The organism is Saccharothrix sp. NRRL B-16314 (genome assembly GCF_000716595.1).
GTDB lineage: Bacteria > Actinomycetota > Actinomycetes > Mycobacteriales > Pseudonocardiaceae > Actinosynnema.
The window spans coordinates 1-22,107 of the sequence record NZ_JNXC01000051.1 but is presented as its reverse complement, the minus strand read 5'-3'; the positions used below and the strand labels follow the sequence as shown (position 1 = coordinate 22,107).

Annotated in this window: 18 protein-coding genes; 6 read left to right on the top strand and 12 right to left on the bottom strand. The window is 71.3% G+C overall.

Annotated elements, in window-relative coordinates:
- Nucleotides 1-35 precede the first annotated feature (35 nt).
- Nucleotides 36-959: a LysR substrate-binding domain-containing protein gene (locus OQ02_RS44445; RefSeq protein ID WP_051773308.1), complete on the bottom strand. Its 924-nt coding sequence runs from the start codon at nt 957-959 to the stop codon at nt 36-38.
- Nucleotides 960-1,034: 75 nt separating this feature from the next.
- On the opposite strand from OQ02_RS44445, the gene OQ02_RS37705 reads away from it, so the two are divergent.
- Both OQ02_RS37705 and OQ02_RS44440 read left to right on the top strand, forming a co-directional pair.
- Nucleotides 1,035-2,129 (top strand): alpha/beta fold hydrolase, encoded by a 1,095-nt coding sequence (locus OQ02_RS37705; protein WP_033443478.1) that lies wholly within the window; start codon nt 1,035-1,037, stop codon nt 2,127-2,129.
- 340 nt (nt 2,130-2,469) lie between these two features.
- Nucleotides 2,470-3,075 (top strand): hypothetical protein, encoded by a 606-nt coding sequence (locus tag OQ02_RS44440; RefSeq protein ID WP_156077556.1) that lies wholly within the window; start codon nt 2,470-2,472, stop codon nt 3,073-3,075.
- A gap of 266 nt (nt 3,076-3,341) precedes the next feature.
- Here OQ02_RS44440 and OQ02_RS37700 read toward each other — a convergent pair whose 3' ends face one another.
- From OQ02_RS37700 to OQ02_RS37675, 6 genes are all read right to left on the bottom strand, one after another.
- Nucleotides 3,342-4,910: a glycoside hydrolase family 13 protein gene (locus OQ02_RS37700; RefSeq protein ID WP_033443477.1), complete on the bottom strand. Its 1,569-nt coding sequence runs from the start codon at nt 4,908-4,910 to the stop codon at nt 3,342-3,344.
- Nucleotides 4,911-5,015: 105 nt separating this feature from the next.
- Nucleotides 5,016-7,988: a CBM35 domain-containing protein gene (locus tag OQ02_RS37695; protein ID WP_051773305.1), complete on the bottom strand. Its 2,973-nt coding sequence runs from the start codon at nt 7,986-7,988 to the stop codon at nt 5,016-5,018.
- A gap of 48 nt (nt 7,989-8,036) precedes the next feature.
- Nucleotides 8,037-8,897 carry a carbohydrate ABC transporter permease gene (locus OQ02_RS37690; RefSeq protein ID WP_033443475.1) on the bottom strand — a complete coding sequence of 287 codons (861 nt, stop codon included), beginning with the start codon at nt 8,895-8,897 and terminating at the stop codon, nt 8,037-8,039.
- Nucleotides 8,894-9,778: a carbohydrate ABC transporter permease gene (locus tag OQ02_RS37685; protein ID WP_231500411.1), complete on the bottom strand. Its 885-nt coding sequence runs from the start codon at nt 9,776-9,778 to the stop codon at nt 8,894-8,896. Before OQ02_RS37685 ends, OQ02_RS37690 begins: the two co-directional genes overlap by 4 nt.
- 88 nt (nt 9,779-9,866) lie before the next feature.
- On the bottom strand, nt 9,867-11,249 hold the full coding sequence (locus OQ02_RS37680) for an ABC transporter substrate-binding protein (protein WP_033443474.1): 1,383 nt from the start codon (nt 11,247-11,249) through the stop codon (nt 9,867-9,869).
- 19 nt (nt 11,250-11,268) lie between these two features.
- On the bottom strand, nt 11,269-12,846 hold the full coding sequence (locus OQ02_RS37675) for a glycoside hydrolase family 13 protein (RefSeq protein ID WP_231500410.1): 1,578 nt from the start codon (nt 12,844-12,846) through the stop codon (nt 11,269-11,271).
- A 219-nt stretch (nt 12,847-13,065) separates the two neighbouring features.
- Between OQ02_RS37675 and OQ02_RS37670 the strand changes: the two genes are divergently transcribed.
- Together OQ02_RS37670 and OQ02_RS37665 are read left to right on the top strand one after the other, a co-directional pair.
- Nucleotides 13,066-14,091 carry a LacI family DNA-binding transcriptional regulator gene (locus tag OQ02_RS37670; protein ID WP_033443472.1) on the top strand — a complete coding sequence of 342 codons (1,026 nt, stop codon included), beginning with the start codon at nt 13,066-13,068 and terminating at the stop codon, nt 14,089-14,091.
- A 109-nt stretch (nt 14,092-14,200) separates the two neighbouring features.
- Entirely contained in the window at nt 14,201-14,929 is a 729-nt protein-coding gene (locus OQ02_RS37665; RefSeq protein WP_063747227.1) for a hypothetical protein, read from the top strand.
- A gap of 87 nt (nt 14,930-15,016) precedes the next feature.
- On the opposite strand, the gene OQ02_RS37660 is transcribed toward OQ02_RS37665, so the two are convergent.
- The 5 genes from OQ02_RS37660 to OQ02_RS37640 form a co-directional block, all read right to left on the bottom strand.
- Complete coding sequence (locus OQ02_RS37660; RefSeq protein WP_033443471.1) at nt 15,017-15,592, bottom strand: dihydrofolate reductase family protein; 576 nt, start codon at nt 15,590-15,592, stop codon at nt 15,017-15,019.
- A 148-nt stretch (nt 15,593-15,740) separates the two neighbouring features.
- Nucleotides 15,741-17,009, bottom strand: a complete 1,269-nt coding sequence (locus OQ02_RS37655; RefSeq protein WP_051773303.1) for an SAM-dependent methyltransferase — start codon at nt 17,007-17,009, stop codon at nt 15,741-15,743.
- Nucleotides 17,006-17,734, bottom strand: coding sequence for a DUF1365 domain-containing protein (locus tag OQ02_RS37650; protein ID WP_033443470.1), 729 nt, complete (start codon nt 17,732-17,734; stop codon nt 17,006-17,008). The genes OQ02_RS37655 and OQ02_RS37650 overlap by 4 nt, the downstream gene beginning before the upstream one ends.
- Nucleotides 17,731-18,999 carry an NAD(P)/FAD-dependent oxidoreductase gene (locus tag OQ02_RS37645; protein WP_033443469.1) on the bottom strand — a complete coding sequence of 423 codons (1,269 nt, stop codon included), beginning with the start codon at nt 18,997-18,999 and terminating at the stop codon, nt 17,731-17,733. Before OQ02_RS37645 ends, OQ02_RS37650 begins: the two co-directional genes overlap by 4 nt.
- Nucleotides 18,996-19,715 (bottom strand): alpha/beta hydrolase, encoded by a 720-nt coding sequence (locus OQ02_RS37640; protein WP_231500409.1) that lies wholly within the window; start codon nt 19,713-19,715, stop codon nt 18,996-18,998. Before OQ02_RS37640 ends, OQ02_RS37645 begins: the two co-directional genes overlap by 4 nt.
- A 127-nt stretch (nt 19,716-19,842) precedes the next feature.
- On the opposite strand from OQ02_RS37640, the gene OQ02_RS37635 reads away from it, so the two are divergent.
- Both OQ02_RS37635 and OQ02_RS37630 read left to right on the top strand, forming a co-directional pair.
- On the top strand, nt 19,843-21,150 hold the full coding sequence (locus OQ02_RS37635; RefSeq protein ID WP_231500408.1) for an SAM-dependent methyltransferase: 1,308 nt from the start codon (nt 19,843-19,845) through the stop codon (nt 21,148-21,150).
- A 4-nt stretch (nt 21,151-21,154) separates the two neighbouring features.
- Entirely contained in the window at nt 21,155-21,964 is an 810-nt protein-coding gene (locus tag OQ02_RS37630; protein ID WP_051773302.1) for a DUF1295 domain-containing protein, read from the top strand.
- The last annotated feature ends 143 nt before the right edge of the window (nt 21,965-22,107 follow it).

The window sequence follows — 22,107 nt, the reverse complement described above, 5'->3', positions numbered from 1 at the left end:
ACACGTCCGGCGCGTGGAAGGGGTCTCTTGCACGCTCAGGCTAGCACCGCGCCAGGCCGTGGCAGCCGACGAGGACCGGTGAGGTCGCGGGCCAGTGCCGCGAAGTTGGCCGCGACCGCGGAACGTCCCGCCACCGGCAGCGCGATCGCGAGGTCGACCAGCCGGGTCGTCGGGCTCAGCGGCACGAACACGACCTCCGGCCGGGCCTGCGCGGCGACCGTCCCCGGCACGATGCTCACCCCGCAACCCGCGGCGACCAGGCCGACGATCGTCTGCATCTGCACGGCCTCCTGCACCACCTCCGGGGTGAACCCGCCGAGTCGGCACAGCGCCGTGATCTCGTCGTACAGGCCGGGACCGAGGTGGCGCGGGAACATGACGAACGGCTCGCCCGCGAGGGTGCGGACGTGCACCCGCTGCCGGTGGGCCAGCCGGTGGTCGTTCGGCAGCACCGAGACCAGCGGTTCCCGCGACAGCGGCACCAGCTCCAGGTCGTCGGCCGGTCCGGGCAGCGGTGGGCGGAGCAGGCCGAGGTCGAGTGAGGCGGTGCGCAGCTGCTCGACCTGGAGCATCGTGGGCAGCACGGTGAAGGTCAGGGAGACCGACGGGTACCGGGCCCGGAACTCCCGGATGATCGTCGGCAGCGGGTGCTGGAGCGACGAGCCGACCATGCCGATCGACAGGGCGCCTTCCTCGCCCCGGCCCACGGCACGCGCCTTGCGGCTCGCACTGTCCACTACGGACAGAGCGGTGCGCGCGTCCGCGACGAACGCCTCACCGGCCCGCGTGAGCTGGACGTTCCTGGTGTCGCGGTGGAACAGGGACACGCCGAGTTCGAGCTCCAGCGCCTTGATGCTCTGGCTGAGCGGCGGCTGCGCGATGCCGAGCGCGGCGGCGGCCCGGCCGAAGTGCAGGTGGTCGGCGACGGCGACCGCCGCGCGCAGGTGCCTGAGTTCCATGTCGATCCCGAATGAATGGCCGCTGATTATGTGCACAATCAGATCACAGGGCCGGCACGACGGCATGCTGACGGCGTGCTGAAGACGACTCTTGCGATCACGACGGCCGCAGTGGCGGCGTCGGTCCCGCCTGGGGAACAGGTGCTGCGCAAGGACTGGGAGGTGCGGGGCGAGACCGGGCATCTCGGCGTCCGGGAAGTGCGGCTCGAACGACCGGCGCACCGGCGACCGGTGCTGCTGCTGCACGGTGCGCGGGTGCCCGGCATCCCGTCGTTCGACCTGCCGGTGGCCGGTGGGTCGCTGGCCGCGGACCTGGCGCGCGCGGGCCACCGGGTGTTCATCGTGGACGCGCGCGGCTACGGCAAGTCCGACCGGCCGGCGGCACTGGACGCGCCGGCATCCGAGCACCCGCCCGCGGTCACCGGCGAGCAGGTGGTGTCGGACATCGCGTCGGTCGTCGAGTGGTTGCAGTCGGCCACGCGCCACGCCGGCGTCGACATCGTGGGCTGGGCGACCGGTGGCCACTGGGCTGCCTGGTACGCGAGCGAGCACCCGCACCGGGTCGAGAACCTGGTGGTGTGCAACAGCTTGTACGGCGCGATCGACGGCCATCCGATGCTGGGACGTGGCTCCGCGTACGAAGACCCGGCGCGACCCGGCCACTTCCACGACGCGCGGCACGGCGCCTACCGGTTCTCGACCGGGCCGAGCCTGCTGTCGAGCTGGGACTCCGGCATCCCGGTGGACGACAAGGCGCAGTGGCGCGATCCGCAGGTGGCGGCGGCGTACGTCGACCACGCGCTGGCGAGCGACCCGACCTCGGGTGACCGCGAGCCGCCGAGCTTCCGGGCGCCGACCGGCGCGATGAAGGACAGCTTCCGCCTGGCGATCGGACAACAGCTGTGGGACGCGGGCGAGATCACCGCACGCACGCTGGTCATGCGCAGCGAGCACGACTTCTGGTCGCGCGAGGGCGACGTGTCGACGCTGGTCGCGGACCTGGTCCGGGCAAAGGACGTGCGCGCGGTGCGACTGGACGGCGCCACGCACTTCGCGCACCTGGACCGGGACGAGCGCGGCCGGGGCAGGTTCGTCGCCGAACTGGTGCGCTGGCTCGGACAGGGCGCAGCGGGGGTGGTGGCACTGCCTCCGGCGGCGCGCTCGTCGTGACGTCACGAGGTCTCCAACTCCCGGGCTCGCCGCAGCCAGGCCGCGAACAGCTCGGCGAGTCGACGTACTCGGTGACCGTGGCGAACATGGGCATGGCGGTGGTTCCTTCAGCAGGGTGACGGAGCCGGCCGTGCCACCGGTCATGGCCCAGTCGTTGCCGAGGAGCAGTGCGGTTCCGGCGATGCAGGACGGGGCGGCGTCCTGGCCGAGGCCTGCGGCTGGCACGAGCCGCGGTGCCCACCGACTGGTGAGGGCCTGCCGCAGGGTGTGATCAGAATGTGAACAGGTCTCATGCGAACCGTGAACCACGCGTCGTGATCGGTCGGGCACAATGTGGATCGTGACGGAGCAGAGCCCGCAACCACGCAAGATCAATTGGCTCAACGTGTGGACAATTGCCGGTGGGGTAGCCGGAGTCGTGGCCGCTGTTGCCGCGGTGGTGACACTGGCGCTCCCGCCATCACCCGCCACGTCCAGTGGATCCCCGAGTGGGTCCTCCTCGATCGAGCCGTCTCATGCGCCGACGCTCACCTCGACGCCGCCCAACACTCCCACCACCACAACTATTGCACCGAAGCCCAAGCAATGGACTGCGCGTTACGTTGACACGCCGCTCCATCTGCAAGACTCCGTAGTGATCGACTTCGATGGCGACATCCCGCGAGTGAAGACCCAGGACTTTCCTGGTGGTGACATCAACTTCACCAACCTCGGGGGAAATACGTGGAGCGATGAACCCGTGGTGTTGAGTGTTCATGACGGCCCGAATGCGACTCCTGAAAGCTGTACGACATCTCTGGATACCGGTCCCACGACCAGCACGTACATGAGCGACGACACGCCCTACATGTGTGTGCGCACAGGCGAGGGGGCCATCGCGTTCATCAAGATCCTTGAAACTATCACCGACTACAGGATTACCGTTACTTTGTGGCAATTCGCGTGAATCGCGACCGCGATGGCGATTCGCCGAGGCATCGCATGCGTGCCTGAAGCGCTCGTGCGGCCGAGCTGCACGGTGCGGCAGCTGTGGTCCGCGCTAGCCGTGCCCGTCTCGGGCCGACACGGCTGATCAGCCCCGGCCGCCCAGGTCCAGGCAGGGAAAGCGGGAGCACCGGCGGACAGGGTGGCGGTGCCCACCGGGCCGAAGCGTTCGGCGATCCGCCTGACGACGTCGAGCGAGGCGTTGTCGCCGCTGATGGGGCATGTCCCCTACGCCCGCCACCAGACCGCCGTGTCGGGCGGCACGCTCGTGTGGCCACCGTCGTGGTGCACCGGTCCGCTCGCGATGAGGACGTGGTCGACGCCGCCCGTGTGAATGGTGGACGGCCGGTCGCCGAGGTTGACCGCGCAGCGGGCGGTGCCGCGTTCGAAGGCGAGCACGTGCGGAGCGCTGGGCAGCCAGGCGAGATCGCCGCGCAGGGTTCCGCGGAGCGCCAGCGCCGCGCGGTACATCTCCAGGGTCGACGTCGGGTCCCCGGCCTGGGCGGCGACCGCGTAGCCACCCCAGTGCGAGGGCTGGGGCAGCCACGTCGGGGTGCCGTGCGGGCTGAAGCCGTAGGGCGGTTCTGCCCCCTCCCAAGGCAGGGGAACCCGGCAGCCGTCGCGGAACCCGTCCCGGCCCCCGCTGCGGGCGAACGCCGGGTCTTGGCGCGTGTGGGGCGGCAGGTCGCGCACTTCGGGCAGACCGAGCTCCTCGCCCTGGTAGAGGTAGGCGGAGCCGGGCAGCGCCAACATCAGCAGCGTTGCCGCGCGGGCCCGGCGCAGCCCCGTTCCCGGGTCGGCCTCCGGCGCGAGCCGGGTGGCGTGGCGCACCACGTCGTGGTTGGACAGCACCCAGGTCGCGGGCGCGCCCACGGCGGACATGGCGTCCAGGGAGTCGTCGATGACCGCCCGCAGCGCGACCGGGTCCCACGGGCAGGTCAGGTAGTGGAAGTTGAACGCCTGGTGCAGCTCGTCCGGTCGCACGTAGCGGGCGGTGCGCGTCAACGTCGGGCCCCACGCCTCGGCCACGGCCACGCGGTCACCCGGGTACGTGTCCAGGAGCCGACGCCAGTCCCGGTAGATGTCGTGGACGCCGTCCTGGTCCCAGAACGGGGTGGCGGTCAGGTCCAGCAGGTGGGTCGGCACGCCGTGGTCGGGCAGCCCGTGCGCTTTGACCAGGCCGTGCGCCACGTCGACGCGGAAGCCGTCCACGCCCACGTCCAGCCAGTGGCGCAGCACGGACCGGAATTCCTCGGCGACGGCCGGGTAGGTCCAGTCGAAGTCGGGCTGTTCCGGCGAGAACAGGTGCAGGTACCAGTCGCCGGGCGTGCCGTCCGGGTCGGTGGTGCGGGTCCACGCCGGTCCGCCGAACAGCGACTGCCAGTCGTTGGGCGGTCCGCCGTCGCGCCCGGGCCGGAAGAGGTAGCGGGCGCGGTGTTCGGAACCGGGTGATGCCAGCGCTTCCCGGAACCACGGGTGCCGCGACGAGGAGTGGTTGGGCACCAGGTCCACGATGACGCGCAGGCCCAGCGCGTGGGCGTCGGCGATCAGCGCCCGCGCGTCGGCCATGGTCCCGAACAACGGGTCCACCGCGCGGTAGTCCTCGACGTCGTAGCCGCCGTCGGCCTGCGGGCCGAGGTAGAACGGCGACAGCCACACCGCGTCGACACCCAGCGAACGCAGGTACGGCAGTCGGGAACGGACGCCGGGCAGGTCGCCGACGCCGTCGCCGTCCGAGTCGGCGAAGCTGCGCGGGTAGACCTGGTAGAACACGGCGTCACGCCACCACGGGGCCATTCGTCGCTCTCGGAGATCGGCGCCCGTCGGGGCGGTTCGGTTGCGGACGTAAGGCGGGACAGCCGGTGTGGCCCCGCGGGGGAGACGCGGGGCCACACCGCCGGTTCACCAGCCGGAGTTGCCGCTTCCGCGCTGGACGGTGTAGCGGTTCTCGTCGTTGACCATCCCGCGACTGCCCGTCCCCTTGAGCCCGGCGACGGTCACGCCGTCGAAGCGGCCCGTACCGGACACGAGGTTGAAGTGGATGCCGTGGGAGTCGGCGTTGGTCACGGTCCCGGCGCCGTCGTCGAACGTCTCGGTGGCGCCGCCGGTGCCGTTGATCCTGACGTTGGACGCGGTCAGGTTCTGCACGGCCTTGTTCCAGCTCAGCAGCAGGCCGTGGTAGTTGCTGTCGTTGATCTCCAGGTCGCGCAGCACGACCGCGCCGGTGATGTCGGCTCGTTCGGCGAACAACCAGACCGCGCCGGTGTGGGTGTGCCAGTCCCAGTTGCGCGTACCGGTGCGGGTGAGGGTGTTGCGCTGCACGGTGGTGGTGCCGTTGAACGGCATGGACGCGTGCCACGTGGAGAGCATCACGCCGGCGCCGTTGAACACGGTGTCGGTGATCAGGTTGTCCTCGGCGCGGTTGTCGGTGCCGCCGTAGATCGCGACGCCGTTGGCGAGGATGGGCAGCGAGACCGTGTTGAAGGCGAACACGCTGCGGCTGACGGTGCCCGCCGCCTCCCAGGACCACATGGCCAGCGCGTCGTCGCCGGTGTTGCGGAAGTCGCTCTGCTCGACGCGGACGTTGGTGGTGTTGCCGTTGACGTTCAGCCCGTCGGCCATGGTGTTGCGCACGCGCATGCCCGACGCGAGCAGACCGTCCGCCTGCTTGATCCACAGGCCGACCTTCGCGTGGTTGGTGGCCACGTTGAAGATCAGCGACCCGGTGCCGAACTCGCCTTCGATGAACGCGTCGGAGCCGGGTGCTCCGTCGGGGTCGCGGGTGGTGACGTCGCCGTCGAAGGTGAAGTCGGCCAGCGTGGTGTCGGCGCCGTCGACGTAGAACCCGCCGCGCCGGTTGGCGCCCGACAGCACCGTGTGCCAGATCCCGGCGCCGCGCACGTCGACGCCGTTGACGTGGACGAGGCTGCCGAGGGTGAACTGCCCCGCCGGGATCCAGACGCCGCGGGCGGCGGTGCCCTGTGCGGCGGAGACGGCCGCGCGGATGGCGGCGCTGTCGTCCACGCCGTCGCCCGACCGGGCTCCGTGGTTGGTGACGTCGAGGTAGCCGGCGGGCGCGGCGGTCGGGCCGTCGACGACTTCAGCCTCGACGAGGTCCACGGTGATGTAGCTGGTCGCGGTGGTGTCCTTGGCCAGGCGCAGCACCGTTCCGGCGGGGTACGTCCGGGGCAGGACGACGCGGGAGTCGTCGAAGTAGCGGTGCGGACGGGCACCGCCGGGGCCGGCGGTGAAGGGGTAGTCGCCGTACATCCAGCTGTACTTGGACGTCAGCGCGAGGTCCGCGACCTTCGTGCCGGCCGCGTAGACCGCGAGCGGTGCGGTGGTGCCGGTGCCCGCGGCGTTGTCGGGCAGGCCGGCGCGGACGGTGATGGCGTTGGCGGGCTTGGTCAGCCGGACCTCGACGTACTGGCCGGTGCCGGTGAGCTTCATGGCGCTGCGGCCCGACGCCTCGGCGGCTTCGGTGGTGTAGGTGCGGCCGGAGATCCGGGTTCCGGTGCCGGTGTCGGTCTCGTAGGTGGTGTAGGGGACGGTCGCGCCACGCGCGGCCAGGCCCGCCGTGTTGGTGACCGCGATGTTGTCGACCTGAACGCCGCCGCTGTCGCCGCCCGTGACGTGGTAGCCGATGAGGTTCAACCCCGAGCGCAGCGCCGCCGCGTGAGTGGTGGTCCGCCAGCCGGCGCCGCCCGGCAGTGACAGCTGCGTTCCCTTGACGCCGTTGACGTACAGCGTCACCGTGCGCGTCGAGGAACTGTTGTAGCGCAACGTGATGGTGGCGTTGCCCGCACCGGTCTGGTTGATGCTGCGGACGACGCGCGCGCCGTTGCCGGGCAGGCTCACCGACCCGGTGCCGGTCGCGCCGGACGGGCTCGTGACCACCGACGCGCCACCGGACAGGAAGCCGGTCTCCAGCTCGTAGGAACCGGCGGGCGCCGGCCCCGTGGTGGTGGTCATGGTGGGCGGTGCGACGGCGGACAGCTTGATGTTGTCCAGGTTGACGTTCCCGTTGTCGCCGGAGCCGTAGGACACCGTGATCGTGTTCGCACCGGCGTTGAGCGTCACCGCCGTGGTCGCGGTGCCCCACGAGGCCCAGCCGGAGGTGGCGGGCAGCGACACCTGCCGGACGGCGCCGTTGATCGACACGGACAGGGACCGCGTCGTGCCGGTGCCGTTGGCGTACCGCAGGGTCAGCTCACTGGTGCCGGCGGCGGCACTGCCGGTGGTGAACGTCGCCGTCGCGGTCCCGCGGTTGGCGTCGGTGAAGCCGCCGACGTAGCCGGTGCCGGAGTAGCCGGCGTGCTCGGACTCGACGCGCGCGCCGCCGGACAGCGTGGCCGACTCGGCTTCGAGGTCGCCGGCGGAGACCGGGGCGGACTCCACGGTGATGTTGTCGAGGTTGACGTTCCCGTTGTCGCCCGCGCCGTAGGACACGACGATGGAGTTGCCGCCGGCGTTGAGCGGCACGCTCTGGCTGACGGTGCCCCACGAGGCCCAGCCGGGGGTGGCGGGCAGCGACAGCTGCCGGGCGGTGCCGTTGACGGACACGGTCAGGCTGCGCGTCGTGCCGGTTCCGTTGGCGTAGCGCAAGGTCAGGGTGTTCTGCCCGGCCGTGGCATCGGTGGTGAACGTCGCCGCCGCCGTGCCGCGGTTGGCGTCGGTGAAGCCGCCGACGTAGCCGGTGCCGGAGTAGCCGGCGTGCTCGGACTCGACGCGTGCGCCGCCGGACAGCGTGGCCGACTCGGCTTGGAAGGTGGCCGGTGCCGCCGGGGCGGCTGTGCTCGACAGGGTGACCAGACCGGCGACCATCACCGTCGTGGTGACGGCCGCGAGCCCTTTCTTGGACAGCTTGCTCAACATCGTTGTTGTCTCTCTCCGCAGGGTGGTGGCCCGTCCACGGACCGTGGTTCAACCCTTGACCGCGCCCTCCAGCGCGCCGCCGTTAAGGAACAGCCGTTGGAACACCAGGAACAGCGCGATGGGGATGACCGACGAGATCGCCAGGGCGGCGAGGAACACGTCGAGCTCCACGTAGCGCTGGAGCGCGGGCAGGCGCACGGACAGCGGCTGCACCGCCGGGTCGGGCAGCACCAGCAGGGGCCAGAGGAAGTCCTTCCAACTGGCCACGACGGCGAACACCGACACCACGCCGATGATGGGCCGCGACAGCGGCAGCACCACCGACCAGAAGACCCGGAACGGACCGGCGCCGTCCACGCGGGCGGCCTCGAACACCTCGCGCGGCAGACCGGCGAAGAACCGCTGCACGAGGACGACGTTGAACGCGCTGGCGCCGGCGGGCAGCCACACCGCCCAAAACGTGTTGATCAGGTTGGCGTCGACCACGGTCAGGTACAGCGGCACCAGCAGTACGATCGAGGGCACGAACAGGGTCGCCAGCACCACGCCGGTCACCAGGCTGCCGTAGCGTGGCCGCAGCACGGCCAGGGCGTACCCGGCGGTCGTGGCCACCACCAGCTGCACGGCCCACGACCCGGCGGCGAGCCACACGGTGTTGAGGAAGTACTTGTCGATCTCCACGCGGGTCCACGCGGTGACCAGGTTGGTGAGGTCGACACCGTTGGGGAACAGGGCGATGGGCGTGCGCAGGGTGTCCTGGGTCGGCGTGACGGCGGCCTTCGCCAGCCACAGCACGGGACCCAGGCCGGTGAGCAGCAGCCCGCCGAGCAGCAGTCCTTGGAGCGTGCGCAGCACCAGCCGGGTGCGGGCGGTCGCCCACTCGGTGGGCGAGACCAGACCTCGGTTCACGAAGCACTCCAGGATCTCGTCAGCCGGAAGTACGCGGCGGAGAAGAGCGCCAGGACGGCCGCGAGCATGATGCTCAACGCGGTGGCCGCCCCGTAGTCGCCGCCGAGGCTGTTGGCGAAGGCGTAGTCGTAGATCAGCAGCAGCAGGGTCGTGGTCGAGTTCGCGGGACCGCCGCCGGTGAACAGGAACGGCTCCAGGAACACCTGCGCGGTGCCGATGATCTGGAGGATGAACGTCACCAGCAGCACACCGCGCAGCCGCGGCAGCGTGACGTGCCAGACCTTGCGCCAGATGCCCGAACCGTCGATCTCCGCGGCCTCGTACAGGTCGGCGGGCACGCCGGCCAGCGCGGCCAGGTAGATGATCACCGTGCCGCCCGCGGCGGCCCACGTGGCCTCCAGCACCAGCGAGGGCATCGCGCTGCCGGGGTCCTGGAGCCACTGCCACGGACCGAGGCCGACCCAGCCCAGCGCCGTGTTGAACACGCCGGTCGGGCTCGCGTCGTAGAAGAACTTCCACAGCAGCACCGCGACCACCGGCGGGATCACCACCGGCAGGTACGCCAGCGCGCTGAACAGCCCCTTGCGGTGGCGGACCTCGCTGATCAGCACCGCGGCGACCAGCGGGACCGGGTAGCCGAACAGCAGCGCCAGCAGCGCGAACCACACCGTGTTGCGCAACGCTGTCCACAGCAGCGGGTCCGACAGCACCTGGGCGAAGTTGTCCAGGCCGACGAACTCCGCCGGGCCGATCAGGTTCGTGCGCTGGAAGCTCATCACCACCGACTGCACGATCGGCGCCCAGGAGAAGAACCCGAACACCAGCAGCAGCGGCAGCAGGAACACCAGCGTGCTCAACCCGCCGCGGCGCACCCACGTCACCGGCGTGCGCCGTCGACGCCGTGGCGGGCGGGGACCGCGTGGCGACGGCGGGACCGCCGCCACGCGGGACCGGGACCGGACGACCACGTCAGCCCCGGCCGATCTGGGCCTGCACGTCGGCATCGGCCTTGGCCAGCAACGCGGGCACGTCCGCGGCCTGGTCGGTGAGCAGCGCCTGCACCGTCTGGTCCAGGATCTTGTAGACGTCCTGGGTGGACCGCGTCGGCTCGGTGACCAGCGGCTGGTCGAACATCTTCGCCGTGTACGGGGTCATCTGGTCCAGCGGCACGTTGACGTACTGCCGGACCCACTCCCGCTGCTTGTCGTAGGTCGCGCGGTCCACCACCGGCAGCGCCGGCACGCCGACGGGCTGCTTGGTCTCGGCCAGCGTCTTCGCGTCGGCGACCGAAGCCTCCTGGTCGGTCAGCTTGCCCATGTAGTAGAAGTCGATCCACTTCACGGCGGCTTCCTTGCTGCGGTCGCCGATCTTCGGGCTGACCACGGCGAGCGTGCCGCCGCCGAGCACGCCCGCGTCCGGCTTGTCGGCCAGCGGCAGGGCGGCGACGCCGTAGTCCTCGGGTTTGAGGCCGTTCTGGGTGACGAGGTTGCCGTAGTTGCCGCCGCCGGACACGTACATGCCGATCCGTCCGGCGGCGAAGTCCTGGTTGATGCCCGCCCAGTCGTACAGGAAGTTCGCGCCCATGCTGTTGTCCTCCCAGCGCATGGCGCGCAGCGCGTCGAGCACCTCGGCCATCTCCGGGGTGTCGACAGTGGCCTCGGCCTTGTCACCGTCGACCTGCTCGATGCGACCGCCGAAGGCGTAGTCCAGCGTGGTGAGGATCCAGCCGCCCGTGTTGCCCGACGTCATCTGCGCGTACCCGGCCTGGCCGGTGCGCTCGGTGATCTGCTTGGCCGCGGAGCGCACCTCGGCCCACGTCGTCGGCGGCTTGTCGGGGTCGAGCCCGGCCTGGGTGAACAGGGTGCGGTTGTAGTGCAGCGCCTGGCCGTAGGCGGCGATCGGCACGGCCCACTGCTTGCCGTCGGCGGACTGCCCGGCCGCGGCGACGTTCGGGTTCAGCGAACCGGCGTACGGCAGCTTGGCGACCTGGTCGCTGACGTCGGCGATCTGCCGGCGCTCGATCAGACCTCGACCGTCGGTGAACGGCACGGTGAACACGTCGGGGATCGTGCCGCCGGCGAGCTGCGCGGTGAACGACGCCGCGGTCCACGTGTACTCCTGGGAGCGCACGTCGACGTCGGTGTTGGCCGCCTCGAACTGCTCGACGCGCTTGTCGAACGCGTCGATCGCGGCCTTCTCCAGGCCCGAGTCCATGGCGACGGTGATGACGACCTTGCCGTCGGAGCCCACCTGGTCGTCGGGATCGGAGCCGCACGCGCTCAGCACCAGGGGCAGCACGATCGCGGCGGTCGCGAGTCTGGCGGGCAGGGACAGCGCTGTGGGGGACTTCATCGTCTCGCTCCAGTGTCGATCAGGTGCGCAGCCAGGCGGCGGCGTCGGCGGGCAGGTGGTCACCGTGAAGGTCGGTGCTGGTCAGCAGCACCTCGCGGTGGTCGGGCAGTGGCACCGGCGCGGTGCCGAGGTTGACGACGCACACCACGTCGTCGCGGGTGAAGGCCAGCACGGCCTCGGTGGTGTCGAGCCAGGCGAAGTCCTCTCCGCGCAGCGCGGCTTCGGACCGGCGCAGGACCAGGGCGGCCCGGTAGAGCGCCAGCACCGACCGCGGGTCCGAGTCCTGCACCTCGACCGAGCGCTCACCCCACCCGGCGGCCGGCTGCGGCAGCCAGGCGGGGGCGTCCGACTCGTCCGGGCCGAACCCGAACGTGCGACCCGAGCGGGTCCACGGCAGCGGCACGCGGCACCCGTCGCGACCGGGGTCGACGCCCCCGGACCGGAAGTGCATCGGGTCCTGGAGGGCGTCCAGCGGCAGGTCCTCCACCTCCGGCAGGCCCAGCTCGTCGCCCTGGTAGACGTACAGCGCGCCGGGCAGTGCCGCGGTCAGCAACGCCGCCGCCCTGGCCCGCCGTTCGCCCGACGCGAGGTCGGTGGGCGTGCCGAACCGCTTGGCCGCGAAGGTGAACGAGCTGTCCGCGCGCCCGTACCGGGTCACCGGCCGGGTCACGTCGTGGTTGGACAGCACCCACGTCGCGGGCGCACCCACGGGGGCGTGTGCGTCCAACGTGTACTGGATCGACTCGCGCAACTCCTTGGCGTCCCACGGGCGGGCCATGAAGTCGAAGTTGAACGCCGAGTGCATCTCGTCGGGCCGCAGGTAGCGGGCGAAGCGCTGCCGGTCGTCCAGCCAGATCTCGCCCACCAGCACCCTCGGCTCCTCGTAGGAGTCGGCCACCGCACGCCAGCCGCGGTAGATCCCGTGCAGCTCGTCGCGGTCGATGAACGGGTGCCCGCCCGCCTCGTACGTCTCGGGAACCTCGGGGAACGCCGGGTCCTTCACCGGCATCGACGCCGAGTCGACCCGGATGCCCGCCACGCCGCGGTCGAACCAGAACCGCAGCACGTCCTCGTGCTCGCGTCGCACGTCAGGGTGATTCCAGTTCAGGTCCGGCTGCTCGGCGGCGAACAGGTGCAGGTACCACTGGCCGTCCGGCACGCGCGTCCACGTGCCGCCCGCGAAGCTCGACACCCAGTCCGTCGGCGGCAGCTCGCCGTGCTCGCCCCGGCCCTCCCGGAACCAGAACCGCGCACGCTCCGGCGAACCCGGCCCGGCCGCCAGCGCCGCCTTGAACCACTCGTGCTCGCTGGAGACGTGGTTGGGGACGACGTCGACGATCGTGCGGATGCCCAGGTCGGCGGCTTCGGCGATCAACGCCTCGGCGTCGGCGAGGGTGCCGAACGCCGGGTCGATCGCGCGGTAGTCGGCCACGTCGTAGCCGCCGTCGGCCAGTGGCGAGGCGTACCACGGGGTGAACCAGATCGCGTCCACGCCCAGGTCCCGCAGGTACGGCAGCCTGGTGCGCACCCCGTTCAGGTCGCCCGTGCCGTCACCGTTCGAGTCGGCGAAGCTGCGCGGGTAGATCTGGTAGATCACCGCGCTCCTCCACCACTGCCGGTGAGACCCCCGGCCGTCCGTCGTCACGATCTCGTCCCCCTCGTTGATGATCGACAGCGCACGACAAATGAACCGATCGTTGCCGGTCAGAGTCGGTTTAGCGCTATATCTGCGTGGTGTGCGACACTAACCGCGCCGCGGCGGGGGTGTCAACGACGAACCCGGCGTCCGCGGAAGGTGAGAGGAGAGAGCGGGCCGGTGCGGGTGACCTTGAAGGACATCGCCGAGGCGGCGGGCGTGAGCATCATGACGGTGTCGAACGTGATCAACGGCAAGCGCGCCCGCGTGTCGGCCGAGACCGTCGACCGGGTGCGCCGGATCGTCGCGGAACTCGGCTACGTGCCCAACGCTCCCGCCCGCAGCCTGGCTGCCCGCAGCTCCCTCATGATCGGCCTGCTGGTGCCGGCCGCGACCGAGGACAGCCTGGCCATCAGTCCGCACAACACCGCGATGCTGGGCCACATAGAGCGCGGCCTGCGCCGGCACGGCTACCACCTGCTGCTGCGCGGCGTGGCCGAACGCGCCGAGATCGCCGAAGCCCTGCGCTCGTGGAGCCTCGACGGCGCGTTGCTGCTCGGCTTCCTCGACGAGGAGATCGACGGCCTCGACAAGGCGGTGATCGGCACCACGCCGGTGCTCGCGGTGGACAGCTACTCGACCAACCCCCTCACCACGGGAGTCCGCTCCGACGACTTCACCGGCGCCCGCCTCGCCGCCGCGCACCTGCTCGACCTGGGTCACCGCGACATCGTCTTCGCGGGTCCGGCGTTCACCGACGTCGGCGTGGTGCACGAACGGTTCCTGGGGTTCCGCGCGGCGTTCGACGACCGAGGTCTGTCCGAAATGGATTGTCCGATCGAGATCGTCAACACGACCTACGACGACGGTGTCGGACTGGCGCGGCGACTGCGCTCGTCCCACCCCGGGGCGACCGCGGTCTTCACCACAGCGGACATCTTGGCGATCGGGCTGATCGACGGCCTGAAGGACGCCGGCACGGCCGTGCCGGAGGACATCTCGGTCGTCGGCTTCGACAACATCGACGTCAGCGCCTACATCACCCCGAAGCTGACCACCATCGCGCAGGACATCGGCGGCAAGGCCGCCGTCGCCGTCGACCGCCTGCTCGCGAAGGTGACCGGGCAGCCGTCCCCCGACACCCCGCACGTGCTGCCCGTGCAACTCGTCGAACGAGCCTCCACCACCGGTCCGCGCGACCGGTGACGACCGGCCCTCGTCGCGAGTTCGCGGTCGAGGGCAATCCGGAGAGGTGTCGGTGTCGAACGACCTGTGCAAGGCAGACCGTTTCGATCCCTTCCGGAAGGAACGAACGATGACGACCTTCAAGACCAAGGCGGCACGCGCGGCGGTTCCCACGATCGCACTGGGCCTGGCTCTCGCCTCACCGGCGGTGGCATCGGCGCACGGGGGCGACCACGGCACCGGTTCCGGTGACGAGGGCGGTACCACCGTGGCCACCGTGCAGCTCCGGCAGCTCAACGACAGCGGCGCACGGGGACAGGGCGCTCTCGTCCTGCGCGGCAACCAGGTCGACATCGCCTTCCGGGTGCGCGGTGTCCTGGCGGGCGCGCCGCACGCGCAGCACATCCACATCGGCGCGCAGGGGCGTTGCCCGTCGCAGAGCGCCGACACCAGCGGTGACGGCATCGTGAACACCACCGAAGGGCACCCGTTCTACGGCCACATCGGCACCTCGCTGACCACGAGCGGTGACACCAGCCCGGCCAGTGGCCTGGCCATCGACCGCTTCCCGACGCCGGACGGCTCGTCCTACAACTACCGGCGCAGCATCACGGTGACCGCCGACGTGGCGAGCGACATCCGCAACGGCAAGGCGGTGCTGGTCGTGCACGGCATCGACCCCAACGGCAGCGGCACCTATGACGGCAGCGCCCCCAGCGACCTTGACCCGTCGCTGCCGCTGGAGGCGACCTCACCGGCCGCCTGCGGGCCCTTCCGCACCAGCCCCGGCGGCCCCCTCGGCCTCGACCTCGGCCTGGACCTGGGTCTCGACCTCGGCCTGAACCCCGGCCGGCGTTAAGAACCGAACGCCCCCACACGTGCGGGAGCGCGCCGATCCACCCCTTGGGCGCGCTCCCGCGCCTCGAACCGACACTGTCGGGCTCGGTCAGCGGACCACGTCGTAGACGAGCTTCTGGATGCCGTTGGCGTACGACTCGCTCTCGACGACCTTGAGGTTCAGCTTGTCCTTGTCGGTGTCGCTGAACAGCCGCTTGCCCGCGCCGAGCAGGACCGGGAAGACGAGCAGGTGGTAGCGGTCGATCAGGTCGGCGTCGGACAGCGCGCGGTTGAGGGCGGCGCTGCCGTGCACGATGATCGGCCCACCCTCGGTCTCCTTCAGCGCGGCGACGTCGTCCAGCGAGCGGAGGATGGTGATGTCGCCCCAGCCGGACACCAGGTCGTCGTCCCGGAGGGTGGTCGACACGACGTACTTCGGCATGGCGTTGTAGCGGGGGAACTCCTCGGTCATGCCCGGCCACACCGGCGAGAACGCCTCGTAGCTGATCCGGCCCAGCATCATGGCCTCGGCCTCGTCCTGCTCACGGCCCTTGATCTCGTAGGCGGCGGGGTCGAACTCGATGCCCCGGAAGGTCCAGCCCGAGTTGCGGTAGCCCGGTTCTCCGCCGGGCGCCTCGACGACGCCGTCGAGCGAGACGAACGCGGTGGTGATCAGGGTGCGCATCGGGTGCTCCTCGGTCGTTCTGAAGTGCTGTCGTCAGTGCGTCGAACGAGAATCCCCGGAGACGACACCTCCCGCCACGCAAAGAGGTGACGCCGGTCACAGCCGCCGGTGCCGACGCGCCGGGTGCGGGCGCGTCGGCACCACCTGGTCAGCCGCGGTGCTTGGTCAGGCCGAGTTGGACCGCGTCCAGGTACCCGGACCTGAAGCCGGCCTCGCAGTAGGCGAGGTAGAACTCCCACATCCGGCGGAAGGTGTCGTCGAAGCCGGTCGAGGCGACCTGCGGCCAGTTGGCCAGGAAACGGGTGCGCCAGTGGTGGAGGGTGCGGGCGTAGTCGGGGCCCAGTGACCGGTGCCCGGTGACGGCCAGCGCCGTGTGCCGCCGGACGGCGTCCTGGATCGCGGGGAGCGAGAGCAGCTGGCCGCCGGGGAAGACGTACTTGTGGATCCAGGTGTAGGAGCGGCGCGTCGCCAGGAGCCGGTCGTGGGGCATGGTGATGGCCTGGAGCCCGACCCGGCCGCCCGGCTTGAGCACGCGGTCGAGCGTCCGGAAGTAGGTGGGCCAGTAGTCGGCGCCGACGGCTTCGATCATCTCGACGGACACCACGGCGTCATAGCTGCCGTGGGCTTCGCGGTAGTCACGCAGCAGCACCTGGACGCGGTCGGCGAGCCCGGCTCGGGCGATCCGCTGCTCGGCCAGGCGCTTCTGCTCGGCCGAGATGGTGAGCGTGGTGACGCGGGCGCCTCGCAGTGCGGCTCGGATCGCCAACGCGCCCCACCCGGTGCCGATTTCGAGCAGGTGCGTGCCGGCGCGGACGCCGGCGAGGTCCAGCACACCGTCGATCTTGCGCAGCTGGGCGGCGTGCAGGTCGTCGCTGCCGGGAGCGAACCAGGCCGACGAGTAGGTCAGCGACTCGTCCAGGAACGCCGCGAACAGGTCGTTGGACAGGTCGTAGTGGCGGTGGATGTTGGCCCGCGCCCCGTCGACGGTGTTCTGCTCGTGCACGGGGTGGCGCGCGTCGACCCACCGGCGGAACACCTGCAACGGCCTGGGCACCAGGTCCGCCATGCGGGCCGCGAACGGCGTCAGCAGGGCGGCCGGGTCGTTGCTGGTCCAGTCGCCGGCCATGTAGGCCTCACCGAACCCGATCTTGGCGTCGGCGGCGAGTCGCCGGAAGAACGCCCCCGGCCGCACGACCCGCATCACCGGCGAGTCGGGGCCGCCCGCGCCCAGGCGCTCGCCGCCCGGTAGCGCCACCCGCACGGGCAGCGACCTCACGGCTTGCTGGAACACCAGTCGCGCGGCGGTGGCACGTGCGGCGGAGCACCGGGGCTCCGCCAGACCCGGCCAGCGGCGCGTTGTGCCGCCGGGGGCAGTCCGGTCCGCGGTGTCCCGCAGCTGGGTGGGCAAAGTGGTCATTGGACACCTTCCTGTGCGTCGTGGGGTGTGCGGGGGACGACGGGCAGTCGGCGCAGCCACAGGGCGATGCCGTGGCGGCGGATCAGCGCGCTGACCCGGTGGGTGGGCAGCGGGTGGCGCAGCAGCAGGCGCAGCAACGTCCCCGGTGTGGCCGGTCGACGTGCGCCGGTCAGCGAGGCGGTGAACGGTGTCCGTGAGTCCTGTCGCAGGCTGATCGTCACCGACAGCCGTTCGGCGGGCCGCGCCAACCGCATCACGTACCTGCCCCCGACGGACAGGAACGGGGAGACGTAGAACGCCTTGTCGGTCTCCGCGCGTCCGTCGCGGTCGGGGCGAAGCAGGTAGCAGTGCCGTTCGCCGTAGGTGTTGTGCACCTCGGCCACGACGCAGACCGGTTCGTCGTCCGGGTCGTGGCACCAGTACACGGTGATCGGGTTGAACACGTGGCCGAAGACGCGCGCGTTGGTCAGCATCAACACCCGACCGCCCCGCAGGTCCACGCCCTGACCGGCGAGCCAGGCGTCCAGGTTGTCCCGGATGGCGCGGTCCGGGCGGCCCAGGTGGTCGCCCGCGCGGAACCGCGCCACCGGGCGCAGCCACCACGGCAGCGCGGGCAGCCGGTCGAGGTCGACCAACCACAGGAAGGTGCGGTGCCGGAACGTCCGGTGCACCTGCTGACGGCGCGTGTGGGTGACCACCACGTCGTACAACGCGGGTGTGCTCACCAGTCCACGCCGAGCGCCGCGGCGGCCCGCACGCCCGAGGCGCAGCCGTCCTCGTGGAAGCCCCAGCCGTGGTAGGCGCCGGCGAACGTCGTCGATCCGGTGTCGAGCCGGGGGAGGAGGCGCTGCGCGGCGACCGACTCGGGGGTGTAGACCGGGTGCTCGTAGCGCATCCGGGCGATCACCGAGGACTGCCCGACGCGGTCGGTGGCGTTGAGGGTGACGAGGTAGTCCTGCGGTTCGGCCAGCCGCATGAGCCGGTTCATGTGGTAGCTGACCAGCACGGGGCCGTCGTCGGAGCGGCAGTGCGGCTTGAGGTAGTTCCACGATGCGCGGGCACGGGGGGAGCGGGGGAGCAGGGAGGAATCGGTGTGCAGCCACGTCTCGTTGGGCGAGTAGCGGAAGGCGCCCAGCACCGCGCGCTCGTCGTCGGTCGGGTCGGCCAACAACGCCAGCGCCTGGTCGGGGTGCGTGGCGACGACGACCTTGTCGACCCGGTGCAGCTCGTCACCGTCGTCGCGGACCTCCACGCCGTGCGCCGTGCGCGTCACCGCGCGGACCGGCGTGGACAGGTGCACGGCGGTCAGCTGCTTGGCCGCGCGGTCCACGTAGGCGCGCGAGCCGCCGACCACCGTTCGCCACTGCGGTGAGCCGGTGACCGACAGCATGCCGTGGTTGCGCAGGAACTCGAACAGGTACCGGGCCGGGTAGCGCAGGCTGGTGACCTGGTCGGCCGACCACACCGCCGACACCACGGGCACGACGAAGTGGTCCACGAAGTACCGGGTGTAGCCGCCGATGGCCAGGAACGCGCCGAGCGTGACGCCTTCGGCGGCCGGGTCGTCCAGCACGCGCCGGGCGTGCCGGTGGAACCTCGTCACCTCGGTGAGCATCCGCAGGTACGGCGCGCGCGAGGCGTTGCCGGGCCGGGCGAACAACCCGCCGAAGCCCCTGGCGCCTGCGTACTCCAGGCCGCAGCCCTCGCAGCGCACGCTCATCGACATCTCGGTGGCCTGGGTGCGCACGTCCAGCTCCGCGAACAGCCGCAGGAGGTTGGGGTAGGTGCGCTCGTTGTGGACGATGAAGCCGCTGTCGATGGCGACCGTGCAGCCGTCGTCGGACACGACATCGTGCGTGTGGGCGTGGCCGCCGAGCCGGGACGCGGCCTCGAACAGCAGCACGTCGTAGCGGCGTTGCAGCAGGTAGGCGGCGGTCAGTCCGGCGACTCCCGCGCCGATCACGGCGACGCGTTGGCGGGTGTTCGTCATCGGGTTCCTCGGGGCAGGGTGACGGAGAGTCCGTGCGGGGAGGTGGCCGCCATCGCGTCGGCGATCAGGGGGTCGACGGCGGTGGGGTCGAACGCGCCGCGCACGAACCGGCGGACCAACCCGCTCCAGTCGGCGTGCCGGCGCAACATCGCGTGACCGCTGTCGTGCACGACGAACCGGCAGGTCGAAGCGGTGACCTGCTTCGCGCGCTCCGCGTAGCGGTAGGACGCCCGCGGGTCGGTCCACCGGTCCACGTCGCCGTGCGCCAGCAGGACGGCCCGCCCGCCGAGGTGGTCGACCGGGTCACCGGGTTCGATCCAGGGCGCCAACGCGCACACCGCGGTGACCGCCGGGTCGTCGGCGATCCTCAGGGCGGTGCGTCCACCCATCGAGTGGCCGACCAGGGCGATCCGCGCCTCCGGGTGCCGCTCGCGCAGTCGGGCGAGGGCCCACCGGGCGTCGTGCACCGGGTCGCGGTCGGGTTCGTTCCACCCCCGGTACCGGTAGCGCAGGAGCCAGGCCGTCGGTCCCGCCCGGCTGATGTCCCGGGCGAGCGGCACCATCCGCTGGAACGACAGGTTGGCGCGGCTGGCGGGTTCGAGGCTGCGGGCGCGACCGCCCGGCAGCACGAGCACGGCGGCGGTGGCCGTCGCGGGTTCCCAGCTTGTGATCAGAGGCTGGGTGGACCGGTGGGAGTCGGAGCGGAGGGGGGACACGACTGTCATTCGGCGTGCGCCCGCCGGCAGATGGCTGGTGTGACGGGCATCACTTTCTGCCCGAGCGGGCGACCCGCGGGCCGTTCGGCTCCGAACCACCCCGGACGACCGAGCAAAAGGGGACGACGTGAGCGACGGTAAGACGGGGCACGCCCTGGCGCTGGCCGACCTGGTCGAGCGGGTGCTCGGCACCGCGCTGCCCGTGGGGCTGCGGGCCTGGGACGGAAGCGAGGCCGGCCCGACCGATGGTCCGCGGGTGGTGCTGCGGTCGCGCCGCGCCCTGCGCCGGTTGCTGTGGAACCCGGACGAACTGGGGCTGGCGCGAGCCTACGTCTCCGGTGACCTCGACGTCGAAGGTGACGTCACGACCGGACTGCGCCGGTTCTGGGCACTGGCCCGGACCGACCGGCCGCGTCGCCGGCTGTCCGCGTCCGACCGCTTCGCCCTGCTGCGAACCGCCGCGCGGCTGGGTGTCCTGGGCACCCGACCGCGACCACCGGCCGAAGAGGCCAGGTTGGCCGGTGGGCTGCACACCCGCCGGCGGGACCGCGCGGCCATCGCCCACCACTACGACCTGAGCAACGAGTTCTACCGGCTCGTCCTCGACCCGAACATGGCCTACTCCTGCGCGTACTGGGCGGACGGCGAACCGGGTTACGAGCTGGTCGACGCCCAGCGGGACAAGCTGGAGCTGATCTGCCGGAAGCTGGGCCTGCGTCCGGGGATGCGGCTGCTGGACGTCGGGTGCGGTTGGGGGTCGCTGCTGCTGCACGCGGCGCAGCACCACGGCGTGCACGCCACCGGCGTGACGCTGTCACGTCAGCAGCACGACCACGTCAGCGGCCGGATCACCGAACTCGGCCTGCAGGACGCCGTGGAGGTCCGGCTCCAGGACTACCGGGAGATCCCCGACGAGCCGTACGACGCCGTGGCGTCGATCGAGATGGGCGAGCACGTCGGCGAGGAGAACTACCCGGTGTACGCCTCGACCCTGCACCGCTTGCTGCGGCCCGGTGGCCGGTTGCTGCTGCAGCAGATGTCACGGGGCTCCACCGCGCCCGGCGGCGGCGCGTTCATCGAGTCCTACGTGGCGCCCGACATGACCATGCGACCGCTCAGCCGCACGTTGTCGCACCTGGAGAACGCCGGGCTCGAGATCAGGGACGTCCACGCACTGCGGGAGCACTACGTGCGCACGGTCCGGGAGTGGGCGGCAACCCTGGAACGGCGGTGGGACGACGTCGTCGCCCTGGTGGGCGAAGGTCAGGCGAGGGTGTGGCGGCTGTACCTGGCCGGCGGGGCGTTGGCCTTCGAGGACAACCGGATGGGTGTGGACCAGGTCCTCGTCGTCCGCCCGACCGTCGAGGGCGCGAGCGGGATGCCGTGGCACCGCGGCGACGTCCTGGCGGCGGACCCCGTCGCGTCCGGGCGGTGAGGGCATGACCTGGTCCGAGTTGCCCGCCGGATTGCCCGCCAACCTCGCCATCAGCGCCGGTGTGGTGGTGCTGCTGGTGGTGGTCACCTTCACCGTCTCGGTGGTCCGGGACCGGCATGACACCCTCGACATCGCCTGGGGATTGGGCTTCGCACTGGTCGCGGGCACGACGTTCGTCCTGTCGAGCGGCGAGGGCGACACCGCGACCCGCGTGCTCGTCACCGCGTTGACGGCGGTGTGGGGTGTCCGCCTGGCGGTCCACATCGGACTGCGAGGTCGAGGTGAACCGGAGGACCACCGCTACGCCGAGATGCGCCGCCGTGCCAAGGGGAACCCGCACCTGCACGTGCTGGTGCGCGCCTACCTGACGCAGGGCGTGGTGCTGTGGGTCGTCTCGCTGCCCGTGCAGGTGGCCCAGTACGGCCCGGGGGTCCACCCCGGACTGGTCGCGGCCGGAGTCGTGCTGTGGTCGGTGGGACTGCTGTTCGAGGCGGTCGGCGACTGGCAGCTGCGGCGGTTCAAGGCCGACCCCGACAACCGCGGGAAGGTCCTCGACCGGGGTTTGTGGCGCTACACCCGGCACCCGAACTACTTCGGTGACGCCTGCGTCTGGTGGGGCCTGTTCCTGCTCGCGTGCTCGTCCTGGTACGGCCTGGCAACCGTCGTGTCGCCGGTGTTGATGACGTTCCTGCTCGCCAAGGGGACGGGCAAACCGTTGCTGGAGGAGCACATGCGCCGTCGACGCCCGGCCTACGCCGCCTACGTGGAGCGGACGAGCGGCTTCCTGCCGCTGCCTCCCCGCCGCACCCGCTGAGCCGGGCACCTGTCGAAGACGATCGATCGGAAGGGGAACGATGGCAGGGCGTGAGCGCAAGCTCCGGTCCGTGTCGGTTGCCGGGGCCGGTGACGCCGGTGATGTGGGTGGCGCGTCGGCCGAGGAGTTGCTGTGCATGGTGG

Bases quoted from the DNA above. Each gene is read 5' to 3' on its own strand.
- OQ02_RS44445 (WP_051773308.1), bottom strand. From the start codon at position 959: ATGGAACTCAGGCACCTGCGCGCGGCGGTCGCCGTCGCCGACCACCTG.
- OQ02_RS37700 (WP_033443477.1), bottom strand. From the start codon at position 4,910: ATGGCCCCGTGGTGGCGTGACGCCGTGTTCTACCAGGTCTACCCGCGC.
- OQ02_RS37695 (WP_051773305.1), bottom strand. From the start codon at position 7,988: ATGTTGAGCAAGCTGTCCAAGAAAGGGCTCGCGGCCGTCACCACGACG.
- OQ02_RS37680 (WP_033443474.1), bottom strand. From the start codon at position 11,249: ATGAAGTCCCCCACAGCGCTGTCCCTGCCCGCCAGACTCGCGACCGCC.
- OQ02_RS37665 (WP_063747227.1), top strand. From the start codon at position 14,201: ATGACGACCTTCAAGACCAAGGCGGCACGCGCGGCGGTTCCCACGATC.
- OQ02_RS37660 (WP_033443471.1), bottom strand. From the start codon at position 15,592: ATGCGCACCCTGATCACCACCGCGTTCGTCTCGCTCGACGGCGTCGTC.
- OQ02_RS37655 (WP_051773303.1), bottom strand. From the start codon at position 17,009: ATGACCACTTTGCCCACCCAGCTGCGGGACACCGCGGACCGGACTGCC.
- OQ02_RS37645 (WP_033443469.1), bottom strand. From the start codon at position 18,999: ATGACGAACACCCGCCAACGCGTCGCCGTGATCGGCGCGGGAGTCGCC.
- OQ02_RS37630 (WP_051773302.1), top strand. From the start codon at position 21,155: ATGACCTGGTCCGAGTTGCCCGCCGGATTGCCCGCCAACCTCGCCATC.